Genomic DNA, 25933 nt, shown 5'->3' on the forward strand with positions numbered 1-25933 from the left:
CGCATACTTATGCAGCAATTACAAACTATTATCGAAAATGCATTTGAAAACCGTGTCAACATCACGCCGGTTACGGTTGATGGTGCAACCCGCGATGCGATTAACCAGGTTATTCAAATGCTGGACAACGGCAAACTGCGTGTGGCTGAAAAAATCGACGGCACGTGGATAACGCATCAATGGCTGAAAAAAGCGGTCTTGCTTTCCTTCCGCATTAATGACAACCAAGTGATGGAAGGCGCCGAAAGCCGCTATTTCGACAAAGTCCCGATGAAATTTGCTGACTATGATCAGGCACGTTTCGAACAAGAAGGATTTCGCGTTGTGCCGCCTGCGGCGGTTCGCCAAGGGGCTTATATCGCCCGCAACACCGTATTGATGCCATCGTACGTCAATCTCGGCGCTTACGTGGATGAAGGCACAATGGTTGACACTTGGGCAACCGTCGGCTCCTGTGCACAGATCGGTAAAAATGTTCACTTATCCGGTGGTGTTGGCATTGGTGGGGTTTTGGAGCCATTGCAGGCCAACCCAACAATTATTGAAGACAACTGCTTTATCGGCGCACGCTCTGAGATTGTCGAAGGCGTTATCGTAGAAGAAGGTTCGGTGATCTCAATGGGGGTTTACATCGGCCAAAGCACCAAAATCTATGATCGCGAAACGGGTGAAATCCACTATGGTCGCGTCCCCGCCGGTTCTGTCGTCGTATCCGGCAACCTTCCATCAAAAGATGGCAGCTACAGCCTGTACTGCGCGGTTATCGTGAAAAAAGTGGATGCCAAAACCCGTGGCAAAGTGGGTATTAATGAATTGCTGAGAAATATTGATTAAATTGCAAAAATAGCAGAGCCACCCATGAGGGTGGCTGTTGATCTTCAGGCTCGTACCAATCAATGACTTCTTAAATAACAGTTTCCTGTTCTCTGCCCGCCAAAGGCCGTAAGAAGACGAGAAAGATGTTCAATTAATAAGCTACCTGTGGCGCATATTGGCTATGTCAATTTTTATTGATTTAGCGATGATTTTTGCCCAGACAACCTTAAGCCCCATTAACCAATTGACTTTTCATGATGACGACATGGATAATAAATCCACTATTTTTTAGTCTTTCCATTTCATTTAGATGACTAGGTGGCGCGCTATGTACGATAACTTGAAAAGTTTGGGGATTTCACATCCTGAAGATATTGATCGCTATAGCCTCCGTCAGGAAGCGAATAACGACATCCTGAAGATTTATTTTCGCAAGGATAAGGGCGAATTCTTCGCCAAAAGCGTTAAATTTAAGTATCCACGCCAGTTAAAGACCATCTCTGATGAACATTCAAGCCAGGGTTATAAAGAAGTCAAAGAAATTAACACTAACCTACGTTATGTCATTGAAGAGTTAGACCAAATTTGTAAATCTGATCAGCGAGAAGTGGATTTGCAACGCAAGATCCTCGACGACTTACGCCATCTCGAACATGTCGTTGCAAATAAGATTGCAGAAATTGAAGCTGATTTGGAAAAGCTGACCCATAAGTAATGCTGTCATACACCGCTTATCCTCTCATCCACATAAAGGCATAAGCGGTGCTGCCACTTTCTTACAACGAAGTCCCCCACTCCTCAATCCAGTTTTGGGCAAAGAGTTCAGGTTCAGCCACCTCAATCGCATCAATCAGTAGCACATCACCGATCCGTTTGGCGCCCTGTTCCTGTAACAGTTCATCAAAAGTGCAGCCACCACCACAGAAAGTGTCGTAACTGCTGTCACCTAACGCGATCACCCCGTAACTCAGATCGGGCTGATAGCCTAATTTATCCGTTAACTCGGTATAAAGTGGCTGGATATTATCCGGCAGATCGCCTTGCCCTGTCGTCGAAGTGACCACTAAGATAACGTCCTGCAAATACGCTTGCCACTGCTCTAAGGTTGCGTCTTCAAAGACCTCAACCTCATGCCCTTGTAACTCAAGTATCTGTTGTGCTTGTTCCGCAACTGCCAACGCATTGCCATACACTGTACCAACGAAAACACCAATCTTTGCCATAAATATTGATCTCTTTAACCGGTTTGATACTGCGTTTATTCATGAATAGTCAGACATTCCAGATCAGGTACAATACCTTGCCAGCCAAACTGTTCAAGCAAATGCTGCCATGATGGCTCCCAACGTGCAGCCAAAAGAAGGTTCTCTGCTGTCACAGGATGCTTGAGTTGAAGTCGGCTGGCATGCAACATTAACCTGCCCGTCTGATAATATTTAGCAATTCCTCGATTTTGTCGCAAATCGCCGTGCGTAGTATCCCCAATGATCGGATGCCGAATATGTGCCATATGTCGCCGCAATTGGTGCTTACGACCGGTTTTTGGCATTAACTCCACCAGACTGAAACGTGATGTTGGATAACGCCCTATCTCAACCGGACACTCCACTTTTGCCAATGAACGGTAATACGTCACTGCGGGTTGCGCGTCTCTATCGGTATCCGCAAATTTATCCGCAATTTTATCCAACTCTTCCATTAGGGCGTAGTCGATAATACCATCACCTTCAACATAACCCCGTACAACAGCATGATACGTTTTTTGTATATCGTGGAATTCAAATTGTTGTGAAAGTGTTCTGGCGACTTCACTTGAAAGCGCCATCAGCAAGACGCCAGATGTTGGCCTGTCCAGACGATGGACAGGGAAAACATGTTGTCCAATTTGATCACGCAAGGTCTGCATCACAAAAACCGTTTCATGGCGCGCCAGCCAACTACGGTGAACCAACCATCCGGCGGGTTTATTGACGGCAACAATATGCTCATCCTGATAAATAATCTCCAACATATCAGGCATCCTGCGTAAAAAGGTTATCTAACGCCCGTAAATGCTCAAGCAAAGGTAAAAAACGTGCCATTTCTTCTCGATAAGCTTCTTCAAAATAGGGAGCAATGGTAAATGCCGTCGGCAAGCTGGCTTCTTGCTCTATCATGGCGCGCATTCTTGGAATGAGTACCCACTGGAGCCACGTTTCTGCTGACATGGTATCAATGGAGAAAGGTTCGGTGCTTTCAAAGGCTTCGGGTTTAGGCGGATGATTTTGCCATACCCCCACCGTTTTCATGGTCGCTTCAATGAGCTGTAATTTATGTAGAATTTGTTTCTCGATACTCATGCTATTTCGTCTGATATTTGTCTGTTGCCCAGATGACAAAACTGCCACCGTGTCATTAGGGCGTAAGAGTATCATTGATACGATTTCAGCGGAAAAGTTACGGCAGGAAAAATGGCGGCAATAATTAAGAACAAATAGTTAGAAAAATATAAGTGAAGTAACAGGAGAGATTTTTTCTCTCCTGTTACCTGAGTGGCTGTCATAGCAATCCTGCTACATGGGGTGCTTCCTGCGAATTTCCCTGACAAAATACGTCCCTGTCAGTTATCCTTTATTCAATCATTATATTGATAATATTTAGCGTACCTGCCTGTACCTAATCATCCTTGTACCATCTTCCCGATGGATTTATTCCCTGGTTATTGTTTTGTAGTTGTGGTTCCTTATGGAACAGTGAAAGGATCGATGATCCAGGCGGTTGAAACAAGCCACTGAACCCACATCGTAAGAAAGATGGAAAAATTCACGTTGGGGGAATATCACGCATATCATTGATATAGAATAAAAATAATTTTATCAAATAATATTCACGCCGTGATTAAAAGAGATATCTCACGCAAAATGTGAGATATCTCTTACAAAACAGCAACCCAATATCTGCAATCAACCACACATAACCGGATTGATAGCCGTCAGGAAACTGGCTAAATCGGTGGATAACGTTTTCCGCTCATGGCGACCAAACTGTTCAAGAAGCACGTTTCCCGTCAAATTACAGACGGAAATCAATCCCATATCGGTATCCGTCGTTCCAATAAATACGGTAGGCGAGAGTTTTAACCGCTTTTGTGTGACAAGATGACCAATCAGGTTTTCCTGCAAGCGAATAAAATCATCTTCACTCCATACCTGAATCAGGCTGAAACTTAGCCCATCCAGACTGGCGGTCATATCACCGGCAAACTGCATCACATAGTAATCATGGATAACGTCTTGTAAGCGGATCGCCAACGCTGTTTCTACTTTGCTAAGTTTTTCTTCGGCAGAAAATGGCCGGGGAAGCCAATGCACCACATCCTCTCCCGTGCGTTCAAGACAGGGTGAAGGTATGCCATACAGTTCGCGACTGGCTGGCGGCAATCCCGTTTTCTCTTGCCATAATTCAACATAACGTCGGGTAAAGTCAGAAAGTGCTTCTGTCAGATTAAAGGTCATATGATGATATCATCCACATTTTCAGGTTAATCATGTTACTTATTCTTAAACTTTTTGGAAAAACAATATATAAGGAATGATATTACCATCGTCTGAGTTTCATAGAAAAAATATTTCGGATTTCGCCTTTCAAACAGAAAAAGCAGGCTATAATTGTAATAATGATATCTGACATATCATTCGGTCTATTCAAACCATATTATTTCCTACGATTATTCTTGATATAAAAATCGGAAGGGGTTTCTTTTTGCCCATTTCCCCAAAAAATATTCATCTTCGAATTAACCCTAAGTAAAAAAAGAAACTAACACCAAATCATTAACCTTTATTTATTTAAACCATACATCAGAATAACATTAGGAAACCTTAATAAATAAAAATCAATTTAAAATAAAGGATATAAAATAATGAACACAGCAGAGCCAGATAAAAAAGATAATATTATTTTTAGTCAAAACACAACCACAAACCAAGCAGATGGCTTACTTAATTTCCCTAACGATATAGAATGGGAATATCGGTACTTTAATAACTGGTCACATGAAATTAAAGTCGCTCAGGTTCCATGTTGCATACCCAATTCTATTGAGCAAGTTTTAGCTGTCGTCAATTGGGCGTGGAAACAGAATTATAAGGTAAGGGCTATCGGGCAATCACATAACTGGTCTCCTTTAATCCTGACACCCAAAACAGATGTACCAAAGAACATTATGCTCATGGATCTGCAACCGCATTTTACCCAGATAGACATTGAACAATCTTCTCCGGTTTCCATCGTTAAAGCACAAACAGGTGTACTAATGGAAGCCCTGATGACTCAAATGGAAGAACACGGCCTTGGCTTCACCGCAACGCCCGCCCCTGGCGATTTAACGCTGGGAGGGGTTTTGGCAATCGGTGCGCATGGTACAGCCACGAAAACGCTTGATGAAGAAAATGAGGTTGGACATACTTACGGCTCTCTGAGCAACTCGATATTATCTCTCTCTGCTGTCGTGTGGGATGAAACGAACCAGCAATATGTCCTGAAAGTTTTTAAGCGAACGGAGCCGGATTGTGCTCCTCTATTAACTCACTTAGGCAGTGCCCTGATATTAGACGTTCAATTGCAAGCGGGTAAAAATCAACGCCTTCGGTGTCAAAGTTTTACTGAGATTCCTGCGGATGAATTATTTTCTTTTTCACAAGATCAAGAAATCAATAAACAGACTATTAGCCATTTTCTGGATAAAAGCGGTCGGGTCGAAGTGATCTTATTTCCCTTTACAAGAGAGCCTTGGCTAAAAGTCTGGAGTCTCGCCCCTGAAAAACCTGACACCAGCGTGGAAGTGTCTACGCCTTATAATTATCCCTTCTCCGATAATATTCCAGATACGGTATCAAATATCCTCGATGCTTTTATTAACGTTTTTCCAGCATTAACACCCGAATTAGGTAAATTGCAATATTCCTATGTAAACGCCCAGTTATCATTTGGGGGAAAAGATCTCTGGGGTTGGAGTAAAAACCTATTATTATATGTGAAACCAACCACACTGCGCGTTACAGCAAATGGTTATGCCGTTCTCACACGTCGCACGGATATTCAGCGTGTCCTGAGCGTGTTCTATACCCAATGGAAAACTTTACTGGGAGAATATGCGGTGGATGGAAAATACCCAATCAATGGCCCTATTGAAGTTAGAGTGACGGGATTAGACACACCTTCCGAAGTCGTGTCTGAAGATGCCGTTACCCCCAGTTTATCCCCGCTTCGCCCTCGCCCAGATAAGCCTGAATGGGATACAGCCATTTGGTTGGATGTCTTGACCTTTCCAGAAACTGAACACGCCACCGACTTTCTCCGCAAGTTTGAGCAAGGGTTATTTCAGGCATTTAATGGCACTTATGCGTCCGTCCGTGTTGAATGGAGTAAAGGCTGGGCATACAGCGAGAATGCGGCTTGGGAAGATGAGAATATACTGACCAAACTCATACCGGCTTCATTTACTGATGGTCAACCTGCTGACAATAACTGGATTTCAGCAATTTCTTTATTGAACAAATATGATCCACATCGCATATTTAGATCGCCATTATTGGACAAATTATTTTCTGTTTAATCTCTCCATTAAGTAATCGGTATATACCAATCCAACTTCAAGTTGCCGTTTGCAAGCCAATGAGAGTGCTTATATCTCCCCGCTACACGGGGAGATATAAGACGCATCTTGAAAGGCGACGGGTATAAATAATAATTCAGAATTATAGGATACTTCCTTACTCCTCGCACCGTGAGGAGTAAGGGATCTGCATAAATATCAGTGTCTCACTATGATGGAAGGAATTTATATCCATACCAATTGCTTATCAAAACATACCATTTTACTCTCAAAGAGATGATGGCTTTCCTTTTTTATTCCTGCATTAATGTTTTTTAGTGAGTATTTTTTTAAAATTTATATTAAAAACTTAGAAACACACAAATAAGAAAAAGGAAATAAAAATGCCCCCATCACATTCAATTAAACAATCCAATAATCCCTTACAAGAAAATATCGTCACTGAATTAGAATATCACTTACCCAACTTCCCTAAAAAAATCATCTGGAAAATAATCAATTTTAACAATTGGTCAGACGAAATTAGGGTCGATAATCTACCGTGTTGCATACCCAAATCGATGGAAGATATTATTTCTGTTGTCAATTGGGCATGGAAAGAGAATTATAAATTAAGGCCCATCGGACAATCACATAATTGGTCCCCCCTCATATTGGCATCAGGGCAAAGTTCTAAAAATCGCATTATGTTAATGGATCTCTCCTCTCATTTCACTCATGTCAATATCGAGCATCGTTCTCAATTTTCTATAGTGACCGCACAAACTGGTGTATTAATGGAAACATTAATGACCCAAATGGAAGAACAAGGTTTAGGCTTTACTGCCACCCCCGCCCCTGGTGATTTAACCCTCGGTGCAGTTCTCGCAATAAACGGGCATGGAACTGCCATTAAAGCCGTTGGCGAAACGCCACTTTCTGGACACACATTTGGCTCTCTCAGCAATACGCTATTATCCTTGTCTGCTATCGTATGGGATAAGGAAAATCAGCAATATACGATTAAGCGTTTTGAGCGAAATGAACCCGATTGTGCACCGCTATTAACGCATATCGGTTGCGCCCTGATTTTGGAAGTGCAATTTCAGGCGGGTAAAAACCAACGCCTTCGGTGTCAAAGTTTCACCGAAATCTCAGCAGATGAGTTATTTTCCCTTCCTGATAACTCAAAAGAAAAACGAACTCTTAGTTATTTTTTAGATAAGAGTGGTCGGGCTGAAATCATTTTATTCCCTTTTACCCAGAAACCGTGGCTAAAAGTTTGGAGTATCGCGCCCACCAAACCCGCGTCCAGCATTGAAGTTAAGGCACCCTATAACTATGCATTTTCCGATAATATTTCACCAACCTTATCCAATATCACCGAAGATCTCCTGATTAACTTCCCGTCGATAACGCCTTTTATCAGTGAAATGCAATATCAACTGACGCATACCGCCTTACAAAATGCTGGAAACGATATTTGGGGGTGGAGCAAAAACCTGTTGTTGTATGTAAAGCCGACAACGTTACGTGTTACCGCCAATGGTTATGCGGTATTAACCAAACGTACAAATATCCAGCTTGTGCTGAATAAATTTTATACCCAATGGGATAAGTTAATCCAAGATTATAAAAAACAAGGGAAATATCCCATCAATGGCCCCCTTGAAGTGAGGGTTACGGGACTCGATGATCCGGCTGAAGTGATGCAAACAGGCGCAACGGTTCCCAGCTTATCCGCCATTCGTCCCCGCCCGGATCATCCAGAATGGGATGTCGCCGTTTGGCTTGATGTCTTAACCTTTCCCAAAACCCCCCATGCCATTGAATTTTGCCGCCAATTTGAACAATGGCTCTTCAACGAATTTGATGGTTCCTATGCTTGCGCTCGTGTCGAATGGAGTAAAGGCTGGGCTTATGGCGTTAACGCCGCATGGGAAAACAAGGATGTATTGACTAAAACCATCCCAGCGTCATTTACGGATGGTTTGCCTGCCGATAATAACTGGGCTGCAACAGTTTCAGCATTACAGAAGTACGACCCACATCACCTATTTAGATCACCCCTATTGGATAAATTGTTTACTTATTAAAAGCTTTCATCACTCGCGGATATCCCTGTCGCCTTTCAAGATGCCTCCTATTATCTCTCCGCTGCGCGGGGAGATATAACCACGTTCATGGACCTGATGAACTTGAGTAATAATGCACAATAAAAATACGAACCATCAAAATTCCTTGATACACTACGGGCGGTTTTAGTCATCAAGATACGCTTCGTCGTAAAGACTATCTCGAACGTAAGATTTGTTTGCCTGAAGGAATCCTAATGTCTTTATATCAAGATAATCACGCACTCTCCCAACTCACATTGGGTAAACCCACGCCTTACCGCGATAACTATGATCCGACTTTACTGCAAGCGGTTCCCCGCAGCATGAACCGTGAACCACTTGGGCTATTGCCCGATAATCTCCCTTTTTATGGTGCAGATATCTGGACAATGTATGAACTCTCCTGGCTCAACGCCCGCGGCGTTCCCCAGGTTGCTATCGGCCATGTCAGTTTAGATGCGGCCAGTGAAAATTTGATCGAATCAAAAAGTTTTAAACTTTATTTAAACAGCTTTAACCAGACTCGCTTTGCTGACTGGGAAACCGTACAAAAAACCTTACAACACGATCTCTCTGCGTGTGCCAATGGCAAGATTGAGGTTGCCCTGCATCCCCTCCACACTTTTAGCCAACAACCCATTGCCGAGTTTGCAGGAAAATGCATCGATAATCAGGATATTGAAATTGATGATTATCAATTCAGTCGCGATTATCTTAATCATGCCGCCACTGGCCCAATCGTTGAAGAAACCCTGGTTAGCCATTTGCTAAAGTCAAACTGCCTGATCACCCACCAGCCCGATTGGGGATCAGTGATGATCCACTATCAAGGTGCCAAAATCGATCAGGAAAAACTATTGCGCTACTTAGTCTCTTTCCGACATCACAATGAATTTCATGAACAATGTGTCGAGCGCATTTTCAATGACTTAATGACGTTATGTGCGCCTGAAAAACTCACTGTTTATGCCCGTTATACCCGTCGGGGAGGATTGGATATCAATCCGTGGCGCAGTAATGAAGCGTTTGTTCCAGCAACAGGAAGGTTAGCTCGCCAGTAACCGGCGTCATATGCCCCTGACCAAACTGCTTACATAACCCAATTAGGGTATAAATCATTATTGAGGAATCCCCACAAGGGGTAAAAGGAGTCACTCTTGATTACACATGTCAATCCATTAGGATCAATGGATTTACTCTCTCAGCTTGAAGTAGATATGCTTAAGCGTACCGCAAGCAGTGATTTATACCGCCTTTTCCGTAACTGTTCACTGGCGGTGCTCAATTCAGGTAGTCAAACAGACAACAGTAAGGAATTACTGTCGAAATATGAAGATTTTGATATCAACGTCCTGCGCAGGGAGCGTGGCGTAAAGCTGGAACTTATCAACCCGCCCGAAGAAGCCTTCGTTGACGGCAAAATCATTCGCTCTCTGCAAGCCAATCTTTTCGCCGTATTGCGAGATATTTTGTTCGTCCACGCGCAAATTACCAATGCCCAGAAAAATCACAATTTGGATATGGGAAATGGTATGCATATTACCAATACTATTTTCTCCATCCTGCGCAACGCCAAAGCCCTGCATATCTCAGAAGATCCTAATATGATTGTTTGCTGGGGTGGCCATTCCATCAATGAGAAAGAGTATTTGTATGGGCGCAAGGTCGGCAATGAACTTGGATTACGTGAACTGAATATCTGTACGGGATGTGGGACAGGGGCAATGGAAGCGCCGATGAAAGGCGCCGCCGTGGGACATGCCCAGCAAAATTACAAGAACAGCCGTTTCATTGGTATTACTGAACCTTCAATTATTGCGGCAGAACCACCCAATCCGCTGGTGAATGAACTGATCATCATGCCTGATATTGAAAAGCGCCTGGAAGCCTTTGTCCGTATCGCCCACGGCATTATTATTTTCCCTGGTGGAGTAGGCACGGCAGAAGAGTTGCTGTATTTGCTCTCCATCCTGATGGCTCATGAAAATAAAGATCAAGTTTTACCGCTGATCCTGACTGGCCCCAAAGAGAGTGCCAATTACTTTCAAGTGCTGGATGAATTTATCGTTAATACGCTGGGGGAACAGGCTCGTCATCACTATCGCATTATTGTGGGTGCGCCCTCAGAAGTCGCACGTATAATGAAAAAAGCCATGCCAAGGGTCAAAGAAAATCGCCGTGCGACAGGGGATGCCTATAGCTTCAACTGGTCACTGAAAATCAGCCCGGATCTACAGTCTCCATTCGCACCAACTCATGAAAACATGGCTAACTTAAACTTATACTTACACCAGCCACCGGAAAAGCTGGCTTCAGCACTACGGCGCGTATTTTCTGGTATTGTGGCAGGTAATGTCAAAGAAGTGGGTATTCACGCCATAGAAAAACATGGGGCATTCAGGATCCACGGCGATGAAAATATCATGCATCGCATGGATCACCTTCTGCAAGATTTTGTCGAGCAAGATCGCATGAAACTCCCTGGAGGCACTGCTTATGAACCCTGTTATGAGATAATCAAATAATCGCGGATACCTTTTCTCAAATTTAATGAGGCTGGTGCCAGGGAATCAATCCACGGAGGGAATATAACGACCATGATACACCTTTTGATTGTAGACGCTTTAAATCTGATCCGACGCATCCATGCAGTACAAGGAAGCCCTTGTGTTCTTGCCTGTGAACATGCGTTAAAACAGTTAATTACCCACGCATCACCCACTCACGCCGTTGCGGTATTTGATGAAGATGACCGCAGCCATAGTTGGCGCCATCATCTTTTTCCTGATTACAAAGCAGGCCGCCCGGCTATGCCGGACAATTTACAACAAGAAATGCCCTCCATTAAGCAGGCATTCAATGCATTAGGAGTCACTTGCTGGCACGCGGAAGGACATGAAGCGGATGATTTGGCCGCAACATTGGCAACAAAAGTCGCCGATAGCGGGCATAGTGTCACGATCGTTTCAACAGATAAAGGCTATTGCCAGCTCCTTTCCCCCAATATTCAAATTCGTGATTACTTCCAAAAACGCTGGCTGGATCTGCCTTTTGTCCGGCAAGAGTTTGGCGTTGAACCTGGTCAACTCCCCGATTATTGGGGGCTTGCAGGCATTAGTAGCAGTAAAATTCCCGGCATTCAGGGTATTGGCCCCAAAACGGCCGCTATTCTGCTACAGCAAGCGGGTACGCTGGATAATTTATTCCAAAATTTGGCAACCCAACCGGATAAATGGCGAAAAAAATTGGCGTCTCACAAGGAAATAGCGTATATCAGCCGTGAAATTGCTTCGCTAAAAACGGATTTGTCACTACAAGGTAATTTGCAGCAGTTGAGACTGGCTTATGCCAGATAGATGAAATTCCCAATAGGATAAATGCATAAGTCCCTGTGTCGGTGGTTCGATTCCGCTTCCGGCACCACTTCAACTTCCAGTGAAGTCCAGCCCAGTCAAACAATTTCTCACAAATCCAGCAAAATCAACATCCTTTCTTATTTTTAGGTCTAGTTTCGTCTGTTGCAATCAAGAAGCAGCAAAGGGCATAATCCGGGGCACTTACCGTTCGATTACAAGGATGCCCTTAATAATGAAACTAAACGCACGACAAATCGAAACCGCAAAACCCAAAGAAAGAACCTACAAACTCGCCGATGGCGGTGGCCTCTATTTAGAAGTCTCGTCACGTGGCTCAAAATACTGGCGCATGAAGTATTACCGCCCGACCGATAAAAAAGAAGACCGACTGGCGTTCGGTGTCTATCCGACAGTATCGTTAGCCGATGCCCGCGCTAAACGCGATGAAGCCAAAAAGCTGATTGCTCAGGGTATCGACCCCAAAGCCGAGAAAAAAGGCACACCAACGCCCGCCAAAATCAATTCGTTTGAACAAGTCGCCCGTGCATGGCACGCCAGTAACAAACGCTGGAGCGACAGCCACCGTCAAAAAATCCTGCGCAGCCTTGAGCAGTATATCTTCCCGCATATCGGCGCCCGCGATATTATCACATTACGTACCAGCCAGCTTTTAGCGCCGGTCAAAGCCATTGATGAACAGAGCAAACACGATATCGCCCAGCGATTACGGCAGCGTGTCACCGCCATCATGCGCTACGCCGTCCAGAATGATATTCTGGAGTCCAACCCGGCTAATGACATGGCAGGCGCACTCATCACCACAAAATCCCGCCATCACCCCGCCCTGCCCCATGAATACTTGCCTGACTTTTTGGCTCGCTTATCTGCCTATCGCGGGCGCTTACTGACCAAGCTCGCGGTAGAGCTGGCGCTGCTGACGTTTGTCCGTTCCAGTGAGCTGAGATTTGCCCGCTGGCAGGAAATCGACCTTGAAAACGCGGTCTGGAAAATTCCCGCCACAAGGCAACCCATTAAAGGCGTTCGCTTTTCTGAGCGCGGCATGAAAATGAAGACTGATCACCTTGTACCGTTAAGTCGTCAGGCTGTTTTACTTATCCACGCATTGCAGGAACTGAGCGGCAATTGTGAAGTGATGTTCCCCAGCGATCATAATTCCGCAAAAGTCATGAGTGAAAACACCGTCAACAAAGCGCTACGGGCAATGGGCTACGACACCCAAACCGATGTCTGCGGACATGGTTTTCGCACAATGGCGCGCGGTGCAATGGGCGAATCCGGCCTGTGGAGCGATGACGCCATTGAGCGCCAGTTAAGCCATATCGAACGCAACAACGTGCGGGCGGCGTATATTCACACGTCTAAACATCTGGACGAACGGCGGCTGATGATGCAGTGGTGGGCGGATTATCTGGATGCTAACCGGGAAAAATCCATCACACCCTATGACTTCGCCAAACCGCTGCGCGACAAAAAAAACCGCTAGCACAACTTGCAACCCATTAATTTTCATCGAGAGAAAAACAATTAACGCTGTTCATTGTGTCTTGCTTTTTCAATAATTCGCCTGTCATCAAACAACGTCCACGGTGAGCGCTCAAGGACTCGGTAACAGGAGAATTAACATGACAATGACAGCAGTGAAAACACACTTGATTCGTTTGCCGGAAGTGCAGCGCAGAACAGGTTACAGCAAAGCGTGGATCTACCAACTGATTAGTGACGGCGCATTCCCAAAACAGGTCAAGATTGGCCCACGTTCCATAGCCTTTATTGAAGCAGAAATTGATGACTGGATCGCCCAGCGTATCGCGGAATCACGTGCGGCATAACACAGAAAAAATATGACATAAGAAACGTAATATAAAACACAACGCCCCGTAGTGCGTCCAACACTGCGAGGCGTTTCACCAACAATCATTAAGCAAGGTAAAAATGATGGATGATACACAGCATACCCAAACTCGCCCTAAATTTACAGTTCAAAAAACATCGGGTAACCAAAAATCGTTCGACCTGATCCAGACCGTAAAAACCTCCGCCATGTATTCTTGGTCAAACCTTCTGCCAGCTTGCGGTATTGAAATCCCAGCAAAGGGTAAACATGGTGCCTGCCCTATTTGCGGCGGTACTGACCGTTTCCACTTTATTGACGATCACCATCACGGCAACTGGCATTGTCGCCAGTGTGATACTCCAAACTATGGCGATGGGCTGGATTTAGTGGCAAAAACCAAAGGGATCTCGATTCTTGAAGCAGCAAAAGTTGTCGCTAATGTACTGGCGCTACCTTTACCCGAACCCCAGCCAAAGAAACCCATTATCCCACACAACCGATTGCCGAAAGAGTCGCGGCACTGATGGCGCAAACTGTCGCCGGGCAATCGCCTTATCTAACCACAAAAGGACTGCAATATCCTAATCAGCGTTTGCTGGAAGACGGATCATTATTAATACCATTGGTAACACTGGATGAAAACGTTACAGGTGCGCAGATCATCAACCCCGATGGCGAGAAAAAATTACTCTCTGGTAGCCAGAAAAAAGGGGCGTTTATTGCGTTGTCAGCGCTGAGCGAGAATCCCGATATGCTTGTTATTACCGAGTGTTATGCCACAGCACTCACCGTTTACCAGTTCTATTATGGTACTGTTCTGGCAGCCTTGGATGCGGGTAATTTGCTTTCTGTTGCTCAATCAGTTCGCAAACACTGGCCTGATACGAAAATCATTATTGCCGCAGATAACGACTGGCATCACGCCGACGAACTGGATAAAAACGGCAAGCCAAAAACGAATGTCGGCAAGGTTTCGGCAGAGAAAGCCGCTCTTGCAGTGAATGGCTGGGTTACGTTGCCACCAACTGAGTGCAAAGCTGATTGGGACGATTATCGCCAGAATCACGGTATCGAGGCAGCAAAACAGGCTTTTGGTGAGGGGCTTTATCAACCGGCATCAACCAAGAAAAAAACAGCTACTCAGCCCAATGATGGTGAGCCTTCCAAGCTGACACTCTGCCAGATGGGAGCCAGCCAGCGTGGAGAAGTCTTATTGGCACGTTATGACGGTGATTTGGCATTGGATGGCGCTTCGGAAACCGTTCATCACTATGATGGTATTGTCTGGCGTCCGGTCAGTGACCGTGATTTAAAGCGGGAAATGGTGGCAGCCTTTATGGAAGAAAAGTTGCCGTACTCGCCGCATGGCATCAGCTCTGCGGTGGATGCCCTGAAATTACAGCTTCCCATGATGCAGCCGCCAAAGCGCCACTTAATCGGATTCAGCAATGGGGTGTTTGACCTGAAAAGTTGTCAATTTCGGCCTCATCGCAAACATGATTGGCTATTGCTTGCCAGTGATGTCGAATTCAGTTCACCCGTTTCGGGGGAAACCCTGCAAGATTATGCGCCACAGTTCTGGCGTTGGCTTAACCGGGCGACAGCCAACTGTGAGAACAAATTTGATCGGGTACTGGCGGCGCTGTTTATGGTGCTGGCGAACCGTTACGACTGGCAGTTGTTTCTGGAAGTCACCGGCGCCGGAGGCAGTGGCAAAAGCATCTTTGCTGAAATCTGTTCAATACTGGCAGGGAAAGGCCATACTGTTTCTGCCAATATGGCCGATGGCTCCGGCATCAAGGCCATTACAGGTGGTGACGAAGTTGCTATCGATCCGAAGCATAAACAACCCTATTCAACCCGCATTCCTGCTGTGGTTTTGGCGGTAAATAATAACGCCATGAGTTTCAGTGATCGTAGTGGTGGAGTATCGCGGCGTCGCGTGATTTTTAACTTTTCCGAAGTTGTGCCGGAAAATGAACGTGACCCACTCCTACGGGATAAAATCGCAGCAGAATTGCCCGTGATTATCCGGCATCTACTGCATAAATTCGCTGACCCACAAACTGCAAGGCGATTACTGGCAGAGCAACAGAAATCAGAGGAAGCGCTGGATATCAAACGCGGTACCGATCCACTGGTTGATTTCTGTGGCTACCTGCTTGCGTCCAATGAAGATGACGGCCTGTTAATCGGCAATGCGGAAATTATGCCGTTTAATCCCCGCAAATACCTTTATCACGCCTATCTTGCCTATATGAAAGGCAATAACCTGAACAAACCCATTTCTGTAACGCGTTTTGGCATGGATATGCCCGGCGCGCTGACAGAATACAGTCAGCATTACCTGCGCAAGAAAAGCAAACACGGTATTCGTAGCAACCTGAACCTAGATCTTGATACCGCCATCGAATGGATGCCAAAACTGACAAGGAATGACCTGCCAGAAAAATAATTTCTTCTTATTTACAGTGATTTTCAAAGAAATATAAAAAAGTATTCACCACTGTTCACTCTGTAATTTAAATCAGATATATCAATGTATTATAAGGTTAATAGTGATTTTTAAACTGTTCACAACTCTTCAACCCTGTTCACCTTTTTCAGATTGAAGGTGAGCGGTTGGGTGAAGAGTGATGATGAGTTTGATTTCAAGTCATCACCATTTAATGAATTGAATTTAATAGAAAATAATTAAAGGTGAACAGGGTGAACAGTTTCACCCCTAATTCTTTAATAGGGTGGGGTAAGCAAAAAAGTTTTCTCTAGCAGGTGTTTTTAGCTCTCCGGATTACCGGGGTAATTTATTAGCCCGGTAATCCGGAGAAGACAAGCGTAGCGCGTCAGTGTTCTGCTCAAGAAAAACCGGACATTTTTTCGAAGATCCTTTCATATTCTACCAGTGTTAAATAACCATTAGCGGCATGTAACCGGGTTAAATTGTAGTAATGTAGATAATCCAGCACATATTGTTTCATCTCCTTATGATTTTCATGAGACGTTTTAAATAGTCAGTCATGTTTTAAACTGCCAAAGAAACGTTCAACAACTGCATTATCCCAACAAGCTCCCACATCTCCCTGACTCACTCTCATGTTATAGCCATTGAGCAAGTCCTGATACTACTGGCTCGTATATTGACTTTCTCTATCACTATGAAAAACAAAATAGAGTTAAAAAAGAATAACAATTAATTTAAATTTTAAATTAAATTTATAGAAATAAAAAATATTATTTATTTTAAGATAAATTGTTATTATTTAACATTGTAAATATATAATTATAACTTATAGTTTCATCAAAAAAATTAAATTTAAAGTGAATTTAAAAATAATAAACATTAAGTTTGTTTGATTTAAATCAATAATCACACCATTATTAATTTGTTGTTAATATGCTATATTTCAACTCAACGAATCATGAGATTCCTAAATTAAACTGAATATTTTTCTTACGTCAGTAATGGGATATGCAAGGAAATTAATATGCAACTTGTAAATATAATAAAACCAACCCATAGATGTAATTTAGCATGCAAATATTGTTATAATGAAGACATAAGACATCCTGTTATGACACTGGAATTTCTTGAAAAAACAATTAAAGATACGTTCGACTATGCTAATGACAAGAAAGTATTTACTTATGTTCATTTCATATGGCATGGTGGTGAACCAATGCTACCCGGTATTAGTTTCTATGAAAATGTTGTCGCTTTTCAGGAAAAATATAGCAATGGTATAAGGTACTTAAATGCCCTTCAAACAAATGGAACATTAATAACCCAAAGATTGTGTGATTTTATTAAAAAAATAAATTTTTCATGTCCATATCTATCGATGGACCTAAAGATCTAAATGATAAAAATGATAAAAATGATAAAAATAGAGTTACACATAAGGACACTGGGAGTTTCAATAAGATTATTGAAGGAATCAATAAACTAAGAAAAAATGATATTGATGTTGGTTGTGCTTTAGTAATGAGCAAGACAAACATGAATCATACGGATGAAATATATGATTTCATGTTTGAAAATAAATTACCATTTAACGTGATTCCATTAAATAAATCAGGAAATGCTGTAGATAATTATCAAGATCTAGGATTAGGCCCTGATGAATATTATCTACCATGGAGTAAATTATATGATAAATGGTTTTATGCAGAACCTAAAAATTACATTTTTGTTTCTGATTTTGTAAGGAAAACTCAGGCAATTCTAGCAGGAAGAGCGGCTGATTGTATAGGAATGGCTCAATGTGGAAATACCTCCTTTTCTGTTGATCCTGTTGGGGATTTATATCCATGCGCAAGTCTCTCAGCTCAACCTGATATGAAATATGGTAATTTACAGAATAATTCCATTTTAGAATTAATGAGTAGTACAAGGGCAACAATATATAGAACAAGAGAAGGCACTGATTCGTGTAAAAAATGCAAGTGGCAACATGTCTGTCACGGTGGTTGTCCTGCAAGGGCATATAAATACCATGATAATGATATATCTCATAAAGACTATTATTGCCCAAGCTTGTATAAAATGTATGAACATATAGAAAAAAGATTAAATGAAAGAGGGTTAACTGCAAGTAAGCCATATAGTAAACATATGAGTGATGGTCTGCTTGGAACTAGTGCTTTTTTAGAGATAGAAAAGCATAAATCCAAGTTAATAGAAGTAGTAAATATTAAATAAACATGATAAGGAACTTACTATGAAAGACTTAAAAAAAAGTAATTTATGGAATAAAGCGCTAGTAGATTGCGTAGGTGGAGCAGGAAAAGATGTTGGTCAGTCTGTAGAACCTAAGCAGGTAAACAAACTTGTAAAACGAGCAGCTAGTCCTGGTTGGGATGGTAATATATATAAATATGGTTTTTAATTAGCTATAGGGAGAGGGAATATCCTCTCCCACTCATCTTTTTATTGCGCATCTAAACATTCATAATAAAAAACCTTCCTATTAATCCGTTAAATTTACGTAATTCTGTGGAATTAATCATAAATGGATCTGTTTTCATATGGATCTAAGATATTTAAAGATTTAAAAAATAGTGTAGAAGTCTTTTCATAGTAGGTGAGTTATTTTTCTTGAAAATTTTTATGATAATTAAAGCATTAATTTTTGAAATTTTTAAAAAAATGATTAAACTATATAATTATTATGAATCGTAAATCTTAGAGGCTTATGTGATGGGTAACGAAAAAAAAGTAGTGCTTTTTATTATTTTAATTGTATCTATACTTACTGCGTTTATTGGGTTTATAGTTCATGTTATTAATGTTGAATGGTTAATACCATACATTAGAAGTGAAGTAAATAACGTATCTGTTTTACCCTCTTGGGATGTTAGGTACTTGGCTGCATTCACAAGTATAGAAACAGGTTTTGGTATAACAATCTTATATATACTTATAAAAAAGGGCATGCCTACATATAATTCTTTCACAAGAGGAATTATTATGTGGTTACTTGAATTGGCGATCATGGGTAGACTAGTTCGGCAACCATTAATGGATTTTGCTATAGGAAACCCTTTCTTAATATCTATGTTACAAAACTCAATATCATGGATTAATTGGTTTCTCATTTGCCTTATAACTACATTTTTATATGATTATTTAATTAAATCATGGTGTGAAAATAATAATGGATGAAGAAATTTTCAGAAATATAAATCAAGAAAACAATGAGAGAAAGTGGGTTCCTAATACGATAATTAGGATTTACCCACCCTCGGTTATTTTGTATGTAATAACCGCTTTTTTGATGAGCTTTCTTCTTATTTTAATTTTTGCATTAAAGATAAGCAATAGAATTGAAATAGAAGGTGAAGTTAATTCACTTCCTTCAACAGTAATAGTAAGATCGCCGATAACGGGATATATTGAATTCTCTAATGTTAGTATATTGGAATCTTCTAAATTACTTAAAGGAGATATTGTTTTAAAAATAAAAAACATTGATGAAGATATCAACGGAGATTTAAAAAATCAAAAACTTAAAAACTTACATTCAATAATGGATAAGTTAAATAAAAATATAAATGATAAAAAGGAATTAAAAATAAAAGTAGACGAATTTTATGAAAAAAACATAATCTTTACTGATCAAGAAATAAAAAACCTAAGAAACGAATTAAATGAATCAAATAAAATTATCCAAGAACATAATAATACTAGAAAAAAATATGAACTTTTCTTGAAGAAAGGATATGTAACTATAGAACAACTAAATTCAATAAGTAATAATTATACTCAGAATAAAATTAGTTATATAAACATACATCAGCAATTAAATTCTTTATTGGAGAAAAAGTCTCAGTTTTTTATAGATAGAGATAGCAAAATAAATGACATAGATAATAAAATTTCATCATTGCAAGAGCAACTAAATGAAATTGAACTAAAAAAAATTGATATAAACTCTGATACTAACAGAATTATACCATCTCCTATTGATGGAGTTTTGGATTATCAATATAAGACATTAGGACAGGAAGTAGTTAAAAATGATCCGCTACTTAAAATATCGCCAAAAAAAATAGAATCATACTTTATTGTTTTTAGTATAAAGAGTGAACATTATCCTTATGTGAAGATAGGGGAAAAAATCAATGTAAGATTTAAGTCATATCCGTTTCAAAAGTATGGCTCCTTTGATGGTGTAATAGATAAAATTTCTCAATCTATTGTAAATAATGAAAATATCATCTCACAACAATTAAAAAGTGATACTAAAAATACTGATGACAATCTTTATTCTATACAAGTTAAAATAACTGATAAAAATATAAATAAATTAAAGTTAGTTGCAGGAATGAAAGCAGAAACATCTTTAATTATTGAAAATAAAACAATTTATAACTTTATGGTAGATAAAGCTAAATATAATTTTAAAAAATACATGGAGTAATTATGATAAATAAAGATTCATTGTTTGACTTTGTACCCAGTGTCTTTTTTAAGAGAAAAATTAACATTATCTATCAAGAGAATATTGCAGATTGTGGAATTGCATGTATTGCCATGATATTATGTTATCATGGGAATGATACGACTCTAAAAGAGTTAAAAGAAAATAATAGCTTTTACTCAAGAGGGTTACGCTTAAAAGACATGTTAAGTATATCAGAAAACAATAAATTAAACACTAATGTATATTCTTTAGATGTTGATGAAATAAATCTTTTAAAAAAACCATGCATACTGCATTGGGATATGAACCATTTTGTGGTTTTAGAGAAAGTAACTAAAAATAAATTCTTTATATTTAATCCTGAAAAAGGAGAGGAAGTATTATCTATCCATGAGATTTCAAAGCATTTTACGGGAGTAGCAATAGAATTAACACCAGCCCCAGAGTTTAAAAAGAAATCTGCCAATTATAAAAAAACAATTAAATTAATAGATCTTTTCAAAAGCTCTAAAGGCTTGGCAAGTTCTCTTTTTAAGATATTTGCAATTTCTATTCTTATAGAAAGCATCGCGCTTACTATTCCAATTGGAATCCAGTTAATAATGGATCATGTTATAGTAACAAAAGATACACTATTGTTGTCATCAATCTGCATATTCTTGATATTTTTTACTCTAGTTAAAACTTTTTCTGATGTAATAAGATCTTATATGTCTCTTTCTATAAACGTCCTTTTGGATATGCAATGGAAAAATAATCTTTTTGGACATTTATTGAAAATTCCTCTTGATTATTTTTCAAATAAAAAATTAGGAGATATTCAATCTAGGTTTAATTCAATAGAAGATATCAGAGAAACATTTTGTAATAATATAGTAAATTTAATCATTGATTTTTTGATGATAATAGGCTTATTGAGTATGATGATTATTTATGGTGGAGGTCTAACTACTGTAGTGATATTATTCTCAACTTTATATTTTATGGTTAAATTAATTGTATATAAAATATATAAGAAGTCATCAGATAAAAAAATCAGAAATGAGGCTACTATAAATTCTTTCTTTATGGAAAGTCTTTATAGCATGCCAACAATTAAAGTCCTTGGTTTACTTAATAATAGGTTAAGAAATTATGGTGATAAAGTTAAGAATTTAAATAAATCTGAAATAAAAAAGAGAAAAATAGAAATTATTACTAGTGCGCTAAGCTCTATAATTGTTTCTCTAGATCAAATCATTATTCTTTGGGTTGGTTCATATTTGGTAATAAATAATTCTATAACTATAGGGATGTTTATAGCTTTCAATACTTATAGAGGTCAATTTTCAGATCGTGTTACTAATGTCATTAATAAATCAGTAGAATTGAAATTGCTCTCATTACATAATGAGAGACTATCTGAAATTGCTTTGCAAGAGAAAGAAGTTTTCAAAAATGACATTGACATTGATATTAATCATAACATGGCATCTTTAGAGCTATCAAATATTTATTATATGTATGATGGTACAACTTATCCAATAATATCAGATTTTTCAATAAAAATTAACGAAGGAGAGTCTGTAGCAATAATAGGTCCATCCGGCACAGGAAAATCCACTCTTATTAAAATAATGTGTGGGCTTATTCAGCCTCAATCAGGAGAAATATTATTCAATAATACTGAAATATATTCCTTGGGCATTAATAACTACAGAAAAAATATATCTTGTATTTTACAGGAAGATAAACTTTTTTCCGGATCAATTGCAGAAAATATTTCAGGATTCGATGACAATATAGATATGGATTATGTTATTGAATGTGCAATTAAGGCCAATATACATAGTGAAATAGCTAATTTTCCAATGGGATATTATACACAATTAAGTGAACTAGGAGGAAGTGTCTCAGGTGGTCAAAAACAAAGAATAATGATAGCTAGAGCACTATATAAAAAACCTAAAATTATTTTTATGGATGAAGCAACAAGTCATTTAGATACAAATAATGAGTCATTTATTAATAAATCAATTGCAAATTTAAATATGACTAGAATAATAGTGGCGCATAGAGAATCCACCATTAAAAGTGCGGATAGGATTATTCATTTAAATGCTGAACTAGAGCAATGAAATGCATATTTTTCAATAATGGTTCGAGTTTTATAAAAACTAGCGTGCCTTGCTTTTACATGTATTCAGATTTTTCACTCTGAATACATGTACTATTCTTTAAAACCTTTATTGTGGTGAGTGGTAAAACGCAGGAGGCCGGTTTCTTGCGCCAAATCTAATTTTTGTAGGATGTTATTCACACCCACACATAAATTGTGATTGCTCACAGAGCCCCACTATAAAAATTTGACCCTGACTCACTCAATAGATACAGTGTTTAACTGTAACCACAACGATCCTATCGCCTGCAAGGATCACCCATCGGGGGGCGAATCAAAACTCCTGTAGCCTGAAAGGGAGTGCATGCAATGCGGTACATCTGCGCACTTTTGGAAGCAGATATTGTCGGATATCTAACCCATCGTCCGGCGATGAAAGTTTCCCGGTCTCAAAGTGAAACCGGCTGACCACTCAATAGAGCAGAACGTTCCTGTCTCACGCTGAACGTTATTGTTGTAACCGGTACAACATTTAATTACGTTTTGTATTCATCACGATAAACGTCCCGAAAACTGCGCGGCGTCACTTGCGTTAAAGCGTAGCGATTACCAAGTGACGCGGCCAAGCGTCAACGTCCAGAGCACGCCCAGTCTGGCTTTACGACCGATTTGAACCCCGTTTTACTCAGTGTCACCACTTTTCATTGGCATTTTTCTGCCTTAATTCACTTATTTCGTTTGTTTTTCACTCACCGCCTTGTAATAGGCCGATGCAGTAAAGAAAGGAGATATCACACGTCACGAATAATGAGGCGTTCATCCTGATTGAATCAGGCACTGAATGGGGAGTACTCCACCGCCGTGCAGAGCACGTAGCGAACTCCTGCAAAAACTCACCGAAATCCTCGCCCTGTATACACATTATCTGACGCACCACGGAGTGGTGAACCTAACCGACACGCAGGGAAAATGTTTCTAAATGAGTAAAATGAGTCTGAAAAACAAAGGGAAAATACGGATAGCGAAGCGATCACGAACGAGAATAAATAACAAAGATTGATTTAGCCGTCCGTATTCTTCCCTGAGTTTGTGCGCGCCTGAGAGGAGGTATAACCGTTAAACTTAGCCGTTCGATTATTGTGTTAGGTAAAGCAATCAGTTAAAGTATTTCCGCCATTAGCACAATCTAATGGTCAAGGTTTTGCAGCCTTGTGCACTTATACACTGGTAAGATACTTTACCAGTGTTCTTGCTATTACCTTTTCAATGGTGGTTCAGGCTGGGGAGGCTATGCCTCGCCGGAATAAGTGCCGGTCTGCAAACCCTGTCTGAATCGCCACCATCAATATTAATTAATGGAAGGGGTAGCAGGAATGAATAACAATAATGTTCAAAATGACTGGCATCAGGCCGATATCATCGCAGCATTGCGCAAACGCGGGACAACCTTAGCGGCGGTCTCTCGTGAAGCGGGACTCAGTTCATCAACATTAGCCAATGCACTCAGCAGGCAGTGGCCTAAAGGCGAATGGATCATTCGAATTATCTCGGCGTCCATCCCTCAGAAATCTGGCCGAGTCGTTATTTTGATATGTACGGACGATTAATTGAACGTAAGGTTCGCAGTAAACCACAGGAATAACCCGCTGTAATTTGTGATCGATGTCGTAAAAATGATAATTTTTCTTATAAAGCCCTGAGCATAAAATAGCAGAAAAATCTGACCATTTTTAACCCTCAAGGCTTTTTTGCTTTAAGATGATTGAAAAGCACACAATAAGTAATATAAATAAGTGAAATCAGTCAGATAGGAAAGAAAAGGCAAGCAAAAAAACTTAGGGGCATTAAAAGGGGCATAAAAGAAAGGTAAGATTATAAATTTTGTATTTTCAACAAGTTATAATGATTTTCGATTCCGCTTCCGCTCATTCAACTTATAACGGAGTCTAATTTTTCGAAAACGTTCTCAAATATCATTCGCTTTCGTCTTTGTATAATCGATATTGTTAAAGGCGCAAATGTTGATTTAGTCGTATTGAAAGAAACGATAAGTGATGAGAGTGCCATGTGCTTTTGCAGGCATGAGGAAGGATTGTAGGTTAATCTACGATACGTTTGCTAAGGGAATGGGGTCAAAACAGATAGGAAAGATGTTCGTTAAACCCCACATCTGCGAGGTTTAACGAGCTGTATATGTGATTATCTAAACAAGCAATATAACTGATTTATAAAATCACATCTCGCTCTGTATGAATTTTCTTTGATAAATCAAAGAAATATTTCCGATACTCTGAGCATTTACAGCATGGACATCTGAAACAGATGTCTTCTTAGAGCACTACCACGTTTGCAGCAGCTGGGCCTTTCATACCATTTTCGATGGTAAATGAAACTTCTTGACCTTCATCTAAGCTTTTAAAATCGTTACCTTGGATTGCAGAATAGTGAACAAACACATCTTTGCTGCCATCTTTTGGAGAGATAAAACCGAAGCCTTTATCGTTATTAAACCATTTTACTAAACCAGTCATTGTATTAGACATATTGAATACCTTTAAATTTGTTGGATTGCCATAAGGCGGGGTAAGGTTTGTTTTTATTTGTACGTACTTATGGGAACTAAATTAGAAGGAATTCGCAATGAAGGGATATCTAGGATAGCGCTTAATGGTGAACTGCTTTAAACTTGCTTGTCATAAATAGGTCTGTACTTCCAAACCGATGAAGCTATTAAATCATACTTTCGCGGACACAGCAAACTTTATTTTCACCTTGTTCGCTATCTGTTGAAATTGTTGTCCGGTTAGCGATATGAGCACCTTTCTTCAGAGTTAACATTTGTGCATCGCTGATTAATCCGAAAAAAAACTTTAATTTATTGTTTTATATCATAAATATAGAATAATTTAACATCACAGTTTAAGAGAGTTTCAGGTTAAAGAGGAATTTTAATACACCAGCATGCAAACGCAGCTGTTGTTTTTCAGACACAGACATTCTTTATTCAGCACATTTATTATTGTATGTCTACCAGCATGACATCGGTCAAATTATGAACACAAACCATCAACACGCCCTAAAGGGTAGATTGTTAGAAATAACATCTCATATAGAAAAGAAATACGTACTATAACGCAGCCCGCTGATGAACCTCTCCCACCACTCGACGGATTTGTGCTTGTGAAGACGGTAA

Annotated in this window: 22 protein-coding genes and 2 pseudogenes; 18 read left to right on the forward strand and 6 right to left on the reverse strand. The window is 40.2% G+C overall.

The features are described 5' to 3' along the window. Positions 1-9: 9 nt before the first annotated feature. Both dapD and Xkoz_RS10440 read left to right on the forward strand, forming a co-directional pair. Entirely contained in the window at positions 10-834 is an 825-nt protein-coding gene (gene dapD, locus Xkoz_RS10435; RefSeq protein WP_099142100.1) for a 2,3,4,5-tetrahydropyridine-2,6-dicarboxylate N-succinyltransferase, read from the forward strand. A 310-nt stretch (positions 835-1144) separates the two neighbouring features. Next, positions 1145-1531 (forward strand): DUF3461 family protein, encoded by a 387-nt coding sequence (locus tag Xkoz_RS10440; protein ID WP_099142101.1) that lies wholly within the window; start codon positions 1145-1147, stop codon positions 1529-1531. A 61-nt stretch (positions 1532-1592) separates the two neighbouring features. Here Xkoz_RS10440 and Xkoz_RS10445 read toward each other — a convergent pair whose 3' ends face one another. The 4 genes from Xkoz_RS10445 to syd all read right to left on the reverse strand — a co-directional run bounded on the left by Xkoz_RS10445 (position 1593) and on the right by syd (position 4310). Beyond that, positions 1593-2039, reverse strand: coding sequence for a flavodoxin (locus tag Xkoz_RS10445; protein WP_099142102.1), 447 nt, complete (start codon positions 2037-2039; stop codon positions 1593-1595). Between the two features lie 35 nt (positions 2040-2074). Next, the gene (truC, locus tag Xkoz_RS10450; protein WP_099142103.1) at positions 2075-2827 is read right to left on the reverse strand and encodes a tRNA pseudouridine(65) synthase TruC; all 753 of its coding nucleotides are present in this window, start codon (positions 2825-2827) and stop codon (positions 2075-2077) included. 1 nt (position 2828) lies between these two features. Beyond that, positions 2829-3155 (reverse strand): YqcC family protein, encoded by a 327-nt coding sequence (locus tag Xkoz_RS10455; protein ID WP_099142104.1) that lies wholly within the window; start codon positions 3153-3155, stop codon positions 2829-2831. 603 nt (positions 3156-3758) lie between these two features. Beyond that, positions 3759-4310 (reverse strand): SecY-interacting protein, encoded by a 552-nt coding sequence (syd, locus tag Xkoz_RS10460; RefSeq protein ID WP_099142105.1) that lies wholly within the window; start codon positions 4308-4310, stop codon positions 3759-3761. A 407-nt stretch (positions 4311-4717) separates the two neighbouring features. Here syd and Xkoz_RS10465 point away from each other — a divergent pair, with 407 nt between their 5' ends. From Xkoz_RS10465 to Xkoz_RS10500, 9 genes are all read left to right on the forward strand, one after another. Then, the gene (locus tag Xkoz_RS10465) at positions 4718-6412 is read left to right on the forward strand and encodes a cholesterol oxidase substrate-binding domain-containing protein (protein ID WP_099142106.1); all 1695 of its coding nucleotides are present in this window, start codon (positions 4718-4720) and stop codon (positions 6410-6412) included. Between the two features lie 383 nt (positions 6413-6795). After that, positions 6796-8487 (forward strand): cholesterol oxidase substrate-binding domain-containing protein, encoded by a 1692-nt coding sequence (locus tag Xkoz_RS10470; protein WP_099142107.1) that lies wholly within the window; start codon positions 6796-6798, stop codon positions 8485-8487. Positions 8488-8723: 236 nt separating this feature from the next. Then, positions 8724-9569, forward strand: coding sequence for an NADPH-dependent 7-cyano-7-deazaguanine reductase QueF (gene queF, locus Xkoz_RS10475; RefSeq protein WP_099142108.1), 846 nt, complete (start codon positions 8724-8726; stop codon positions 9567-9569). Between the two features lie 96 nt (positions 9570-9665). After that, a complete protein-coding gene (ppnN, locus tag Xkoz_RS10480) occupies positions 9666-11033 on the forward strand; it encodes a nucleotide 5'-monophosphate nucleosidase PpnN (protein WP_099142109.1) in 1368 nt (455 codons plus the stop codon). 72 nt (positions 11034-11105) lie between these two features. Then, positions 11106-11864: a flap endonuclease Xni gene (gene xni, locus Xkoz_RS10485; protein ID WP_099142110.1), complete on the forward strand. Its 759-nt coding sequence runs from the start codon at positions 11106-11108 to the stop codon at positions 11862-11864. Positions 11865-12096: 232 nt separating this feature from the next. Continuing rightward, positions 12097-13368, forward strand: coding sequence for a tyrosine-type recombinase/integrase (locus Xkoz_RS10490; RefSeq protein WP_099142111.1), 1272 nt, complete (start codon positions 12097-12099; stop codon positions 13366-13368). 139 nt (positions 13369-13507) lie between these two features. Beyond that, positions 13508-13714 (forward strand): helix-turn-helix transcriptional regulator, encoded by a 207-nt coding sequence (locus tag Xkoz_RS10495; protein WP_099142112.1) that lies wholly within the window; start codon positions 13508-13510, stop codon positions 13712-13714. Between the two features lie 106 nt (positions 13715-13820). Then, positions 13821-14243: a primase-helicase zinc-binding domain-containing protein gene (locus Xkoz_RS24995; protein ID WP_339373896.1), complete on the forward strand. Its 423-nt coding sequence runs from the start codon at positions 13821-13823 to the stop codon at positions 14241-14243. After that, a complete protein-coding gene (locus tag Xkoz_RS10500) occupies positions 14243-16174 on the forward strand; it encodes a toprim domain-containing protein (RefSeq protein WP_339373897.1) in 1932 nt (643 codons plus the stop codon). Before Xkoz_RS24995 ends, Xkoz_RS10500 begins: the two co-directional genes overlap by 1 nt. 400 nt (positions 16175-16574) lie before the next feature. Here Xkoz_RS10500 and Xkoz_RS22985 read toward each other — a convergent pair. Continuing rightward, positions 16575-16883 (reverse strand): annotated as a pseudogene (locus Xkoz_RS22985) (integrase core domain-containing protein); the annotation flags it as partial. A 321-nt stretch (positions 16884-17204) separates the two neighbouring features. On the opposite strand from Xkoz_RS22985, the gene Xkoz_RS10510 reads away from it, so the two are divergent. The 7 genes and pseudogenes from Xkoz_RS10510 to Xkoz_RS10535 all read left to right on the forward strand — a co-directional run bounded on the left by Xkoz_RS10510 (position 17205) and on the right by Xkoz_RS10535 (position 24382). Then, positions 17205-17576, forward strand: coding sequence for a radical SAM protein (locus Xkoz_RS10510; protein ID WP_099142114.1), 372 nt, complete (start codon positions 17205-17207; stop codon positions 17574-17576). Next, on the forward strand, positions 17543-18418 hold the full coding sequence (locus Xkoz_RS10515) for an SPASM domain-containing protein (RefSeq protein ID WP_099142115.1): 876 nt from the start codon (positions 17543-17545) through the stop codon (positions 18416-18418). The genes Xkoz_RS10510 and Xkoz_RS10515 overlap by 34 nt, the downstream gene beginning before the upstream one ends. Before the next feature lie 19 nt (positions 18419-18437). After that, on the forward strand, positions 18438-18605 hold the full coding sequence (dynB, locus tag Xkoz_RS20850; RefSeq protein WP_167386578.1) for a dynobactin A family peptide antibiotic: 168 nt from the start codon (positions 18438-18440) through the stop codon (positions 18603-18605). Between the two features lie 311 nt (positions 18606-18916). After that, entirely contained in the window at positions 18917-19381 is a 465-nt protein-coding gene (locus tag Xkoz_RS10520) for a hypothetical protein (RefSeq protein WP_099142116.1), read from the forward strand. Continuing rightward, on the forward strand, positions 19374-20639 hold the full coding sequence (locus Xkoz_RS10525; RefSeq protein ID WP_099142117.1) for an HlyD family secretion protein: 1266 nt from the start codon (positions 19374-19376) through the stop codon (positions 20637-20639). The genes Xkoz_RS10520 and Xkoz_RS10525 overlap by 8 nt, the downstream gene beginning before the upstream one ends. A 2-nt stretch (positions 20640-20641) precedes the next feature. Beyond that, positions 20642-22759, forward strand: a complete 2118-nt coding sequence (locus Xkoz_RS10530) for a peptidase domain-containing ABC transporter (protein WP_099142118.1) — start codon at positions 20642-20644, stop codon at positions 22757-22759. Between the two features lie 1354 nt (positions 22760-24113). Next, positions 24114-24382 (forward strand): annotated as a pseudogene (locus Xkoz_RS10535) (helix-turn-helix domain-containing protein). 688 nt (positions 24383-25070) lie between these two features. Here the strand turns inward: Xkoz_RS10535 and cspE are convergent. Then, on the reverse strand, positions 25071-25283 hold the full coding sequence (gene cspE / locus Xkoz_RS10540; protein WP_099142119.1) for a transcription antiterminator/RNA stability regulator CspE: 213 nt from the start codon (positions 25281-25283) through the stop codon (positions 25071-25073). Positions 25284-25933: the final 650 nt, after the last annotated feature.

The sequence above is a fragment of the Xenorhabdus kozodoii genome (assembly GCF_002632875.1).
GTDB classification, from domain to species: domain Bacteria; phylum Pseudomonadota; class Gammaproteobacteria; order Enterobacterales; family Enterobacteriaceae; genus Xenorhabdus; species Xenorhabdus kozodoii.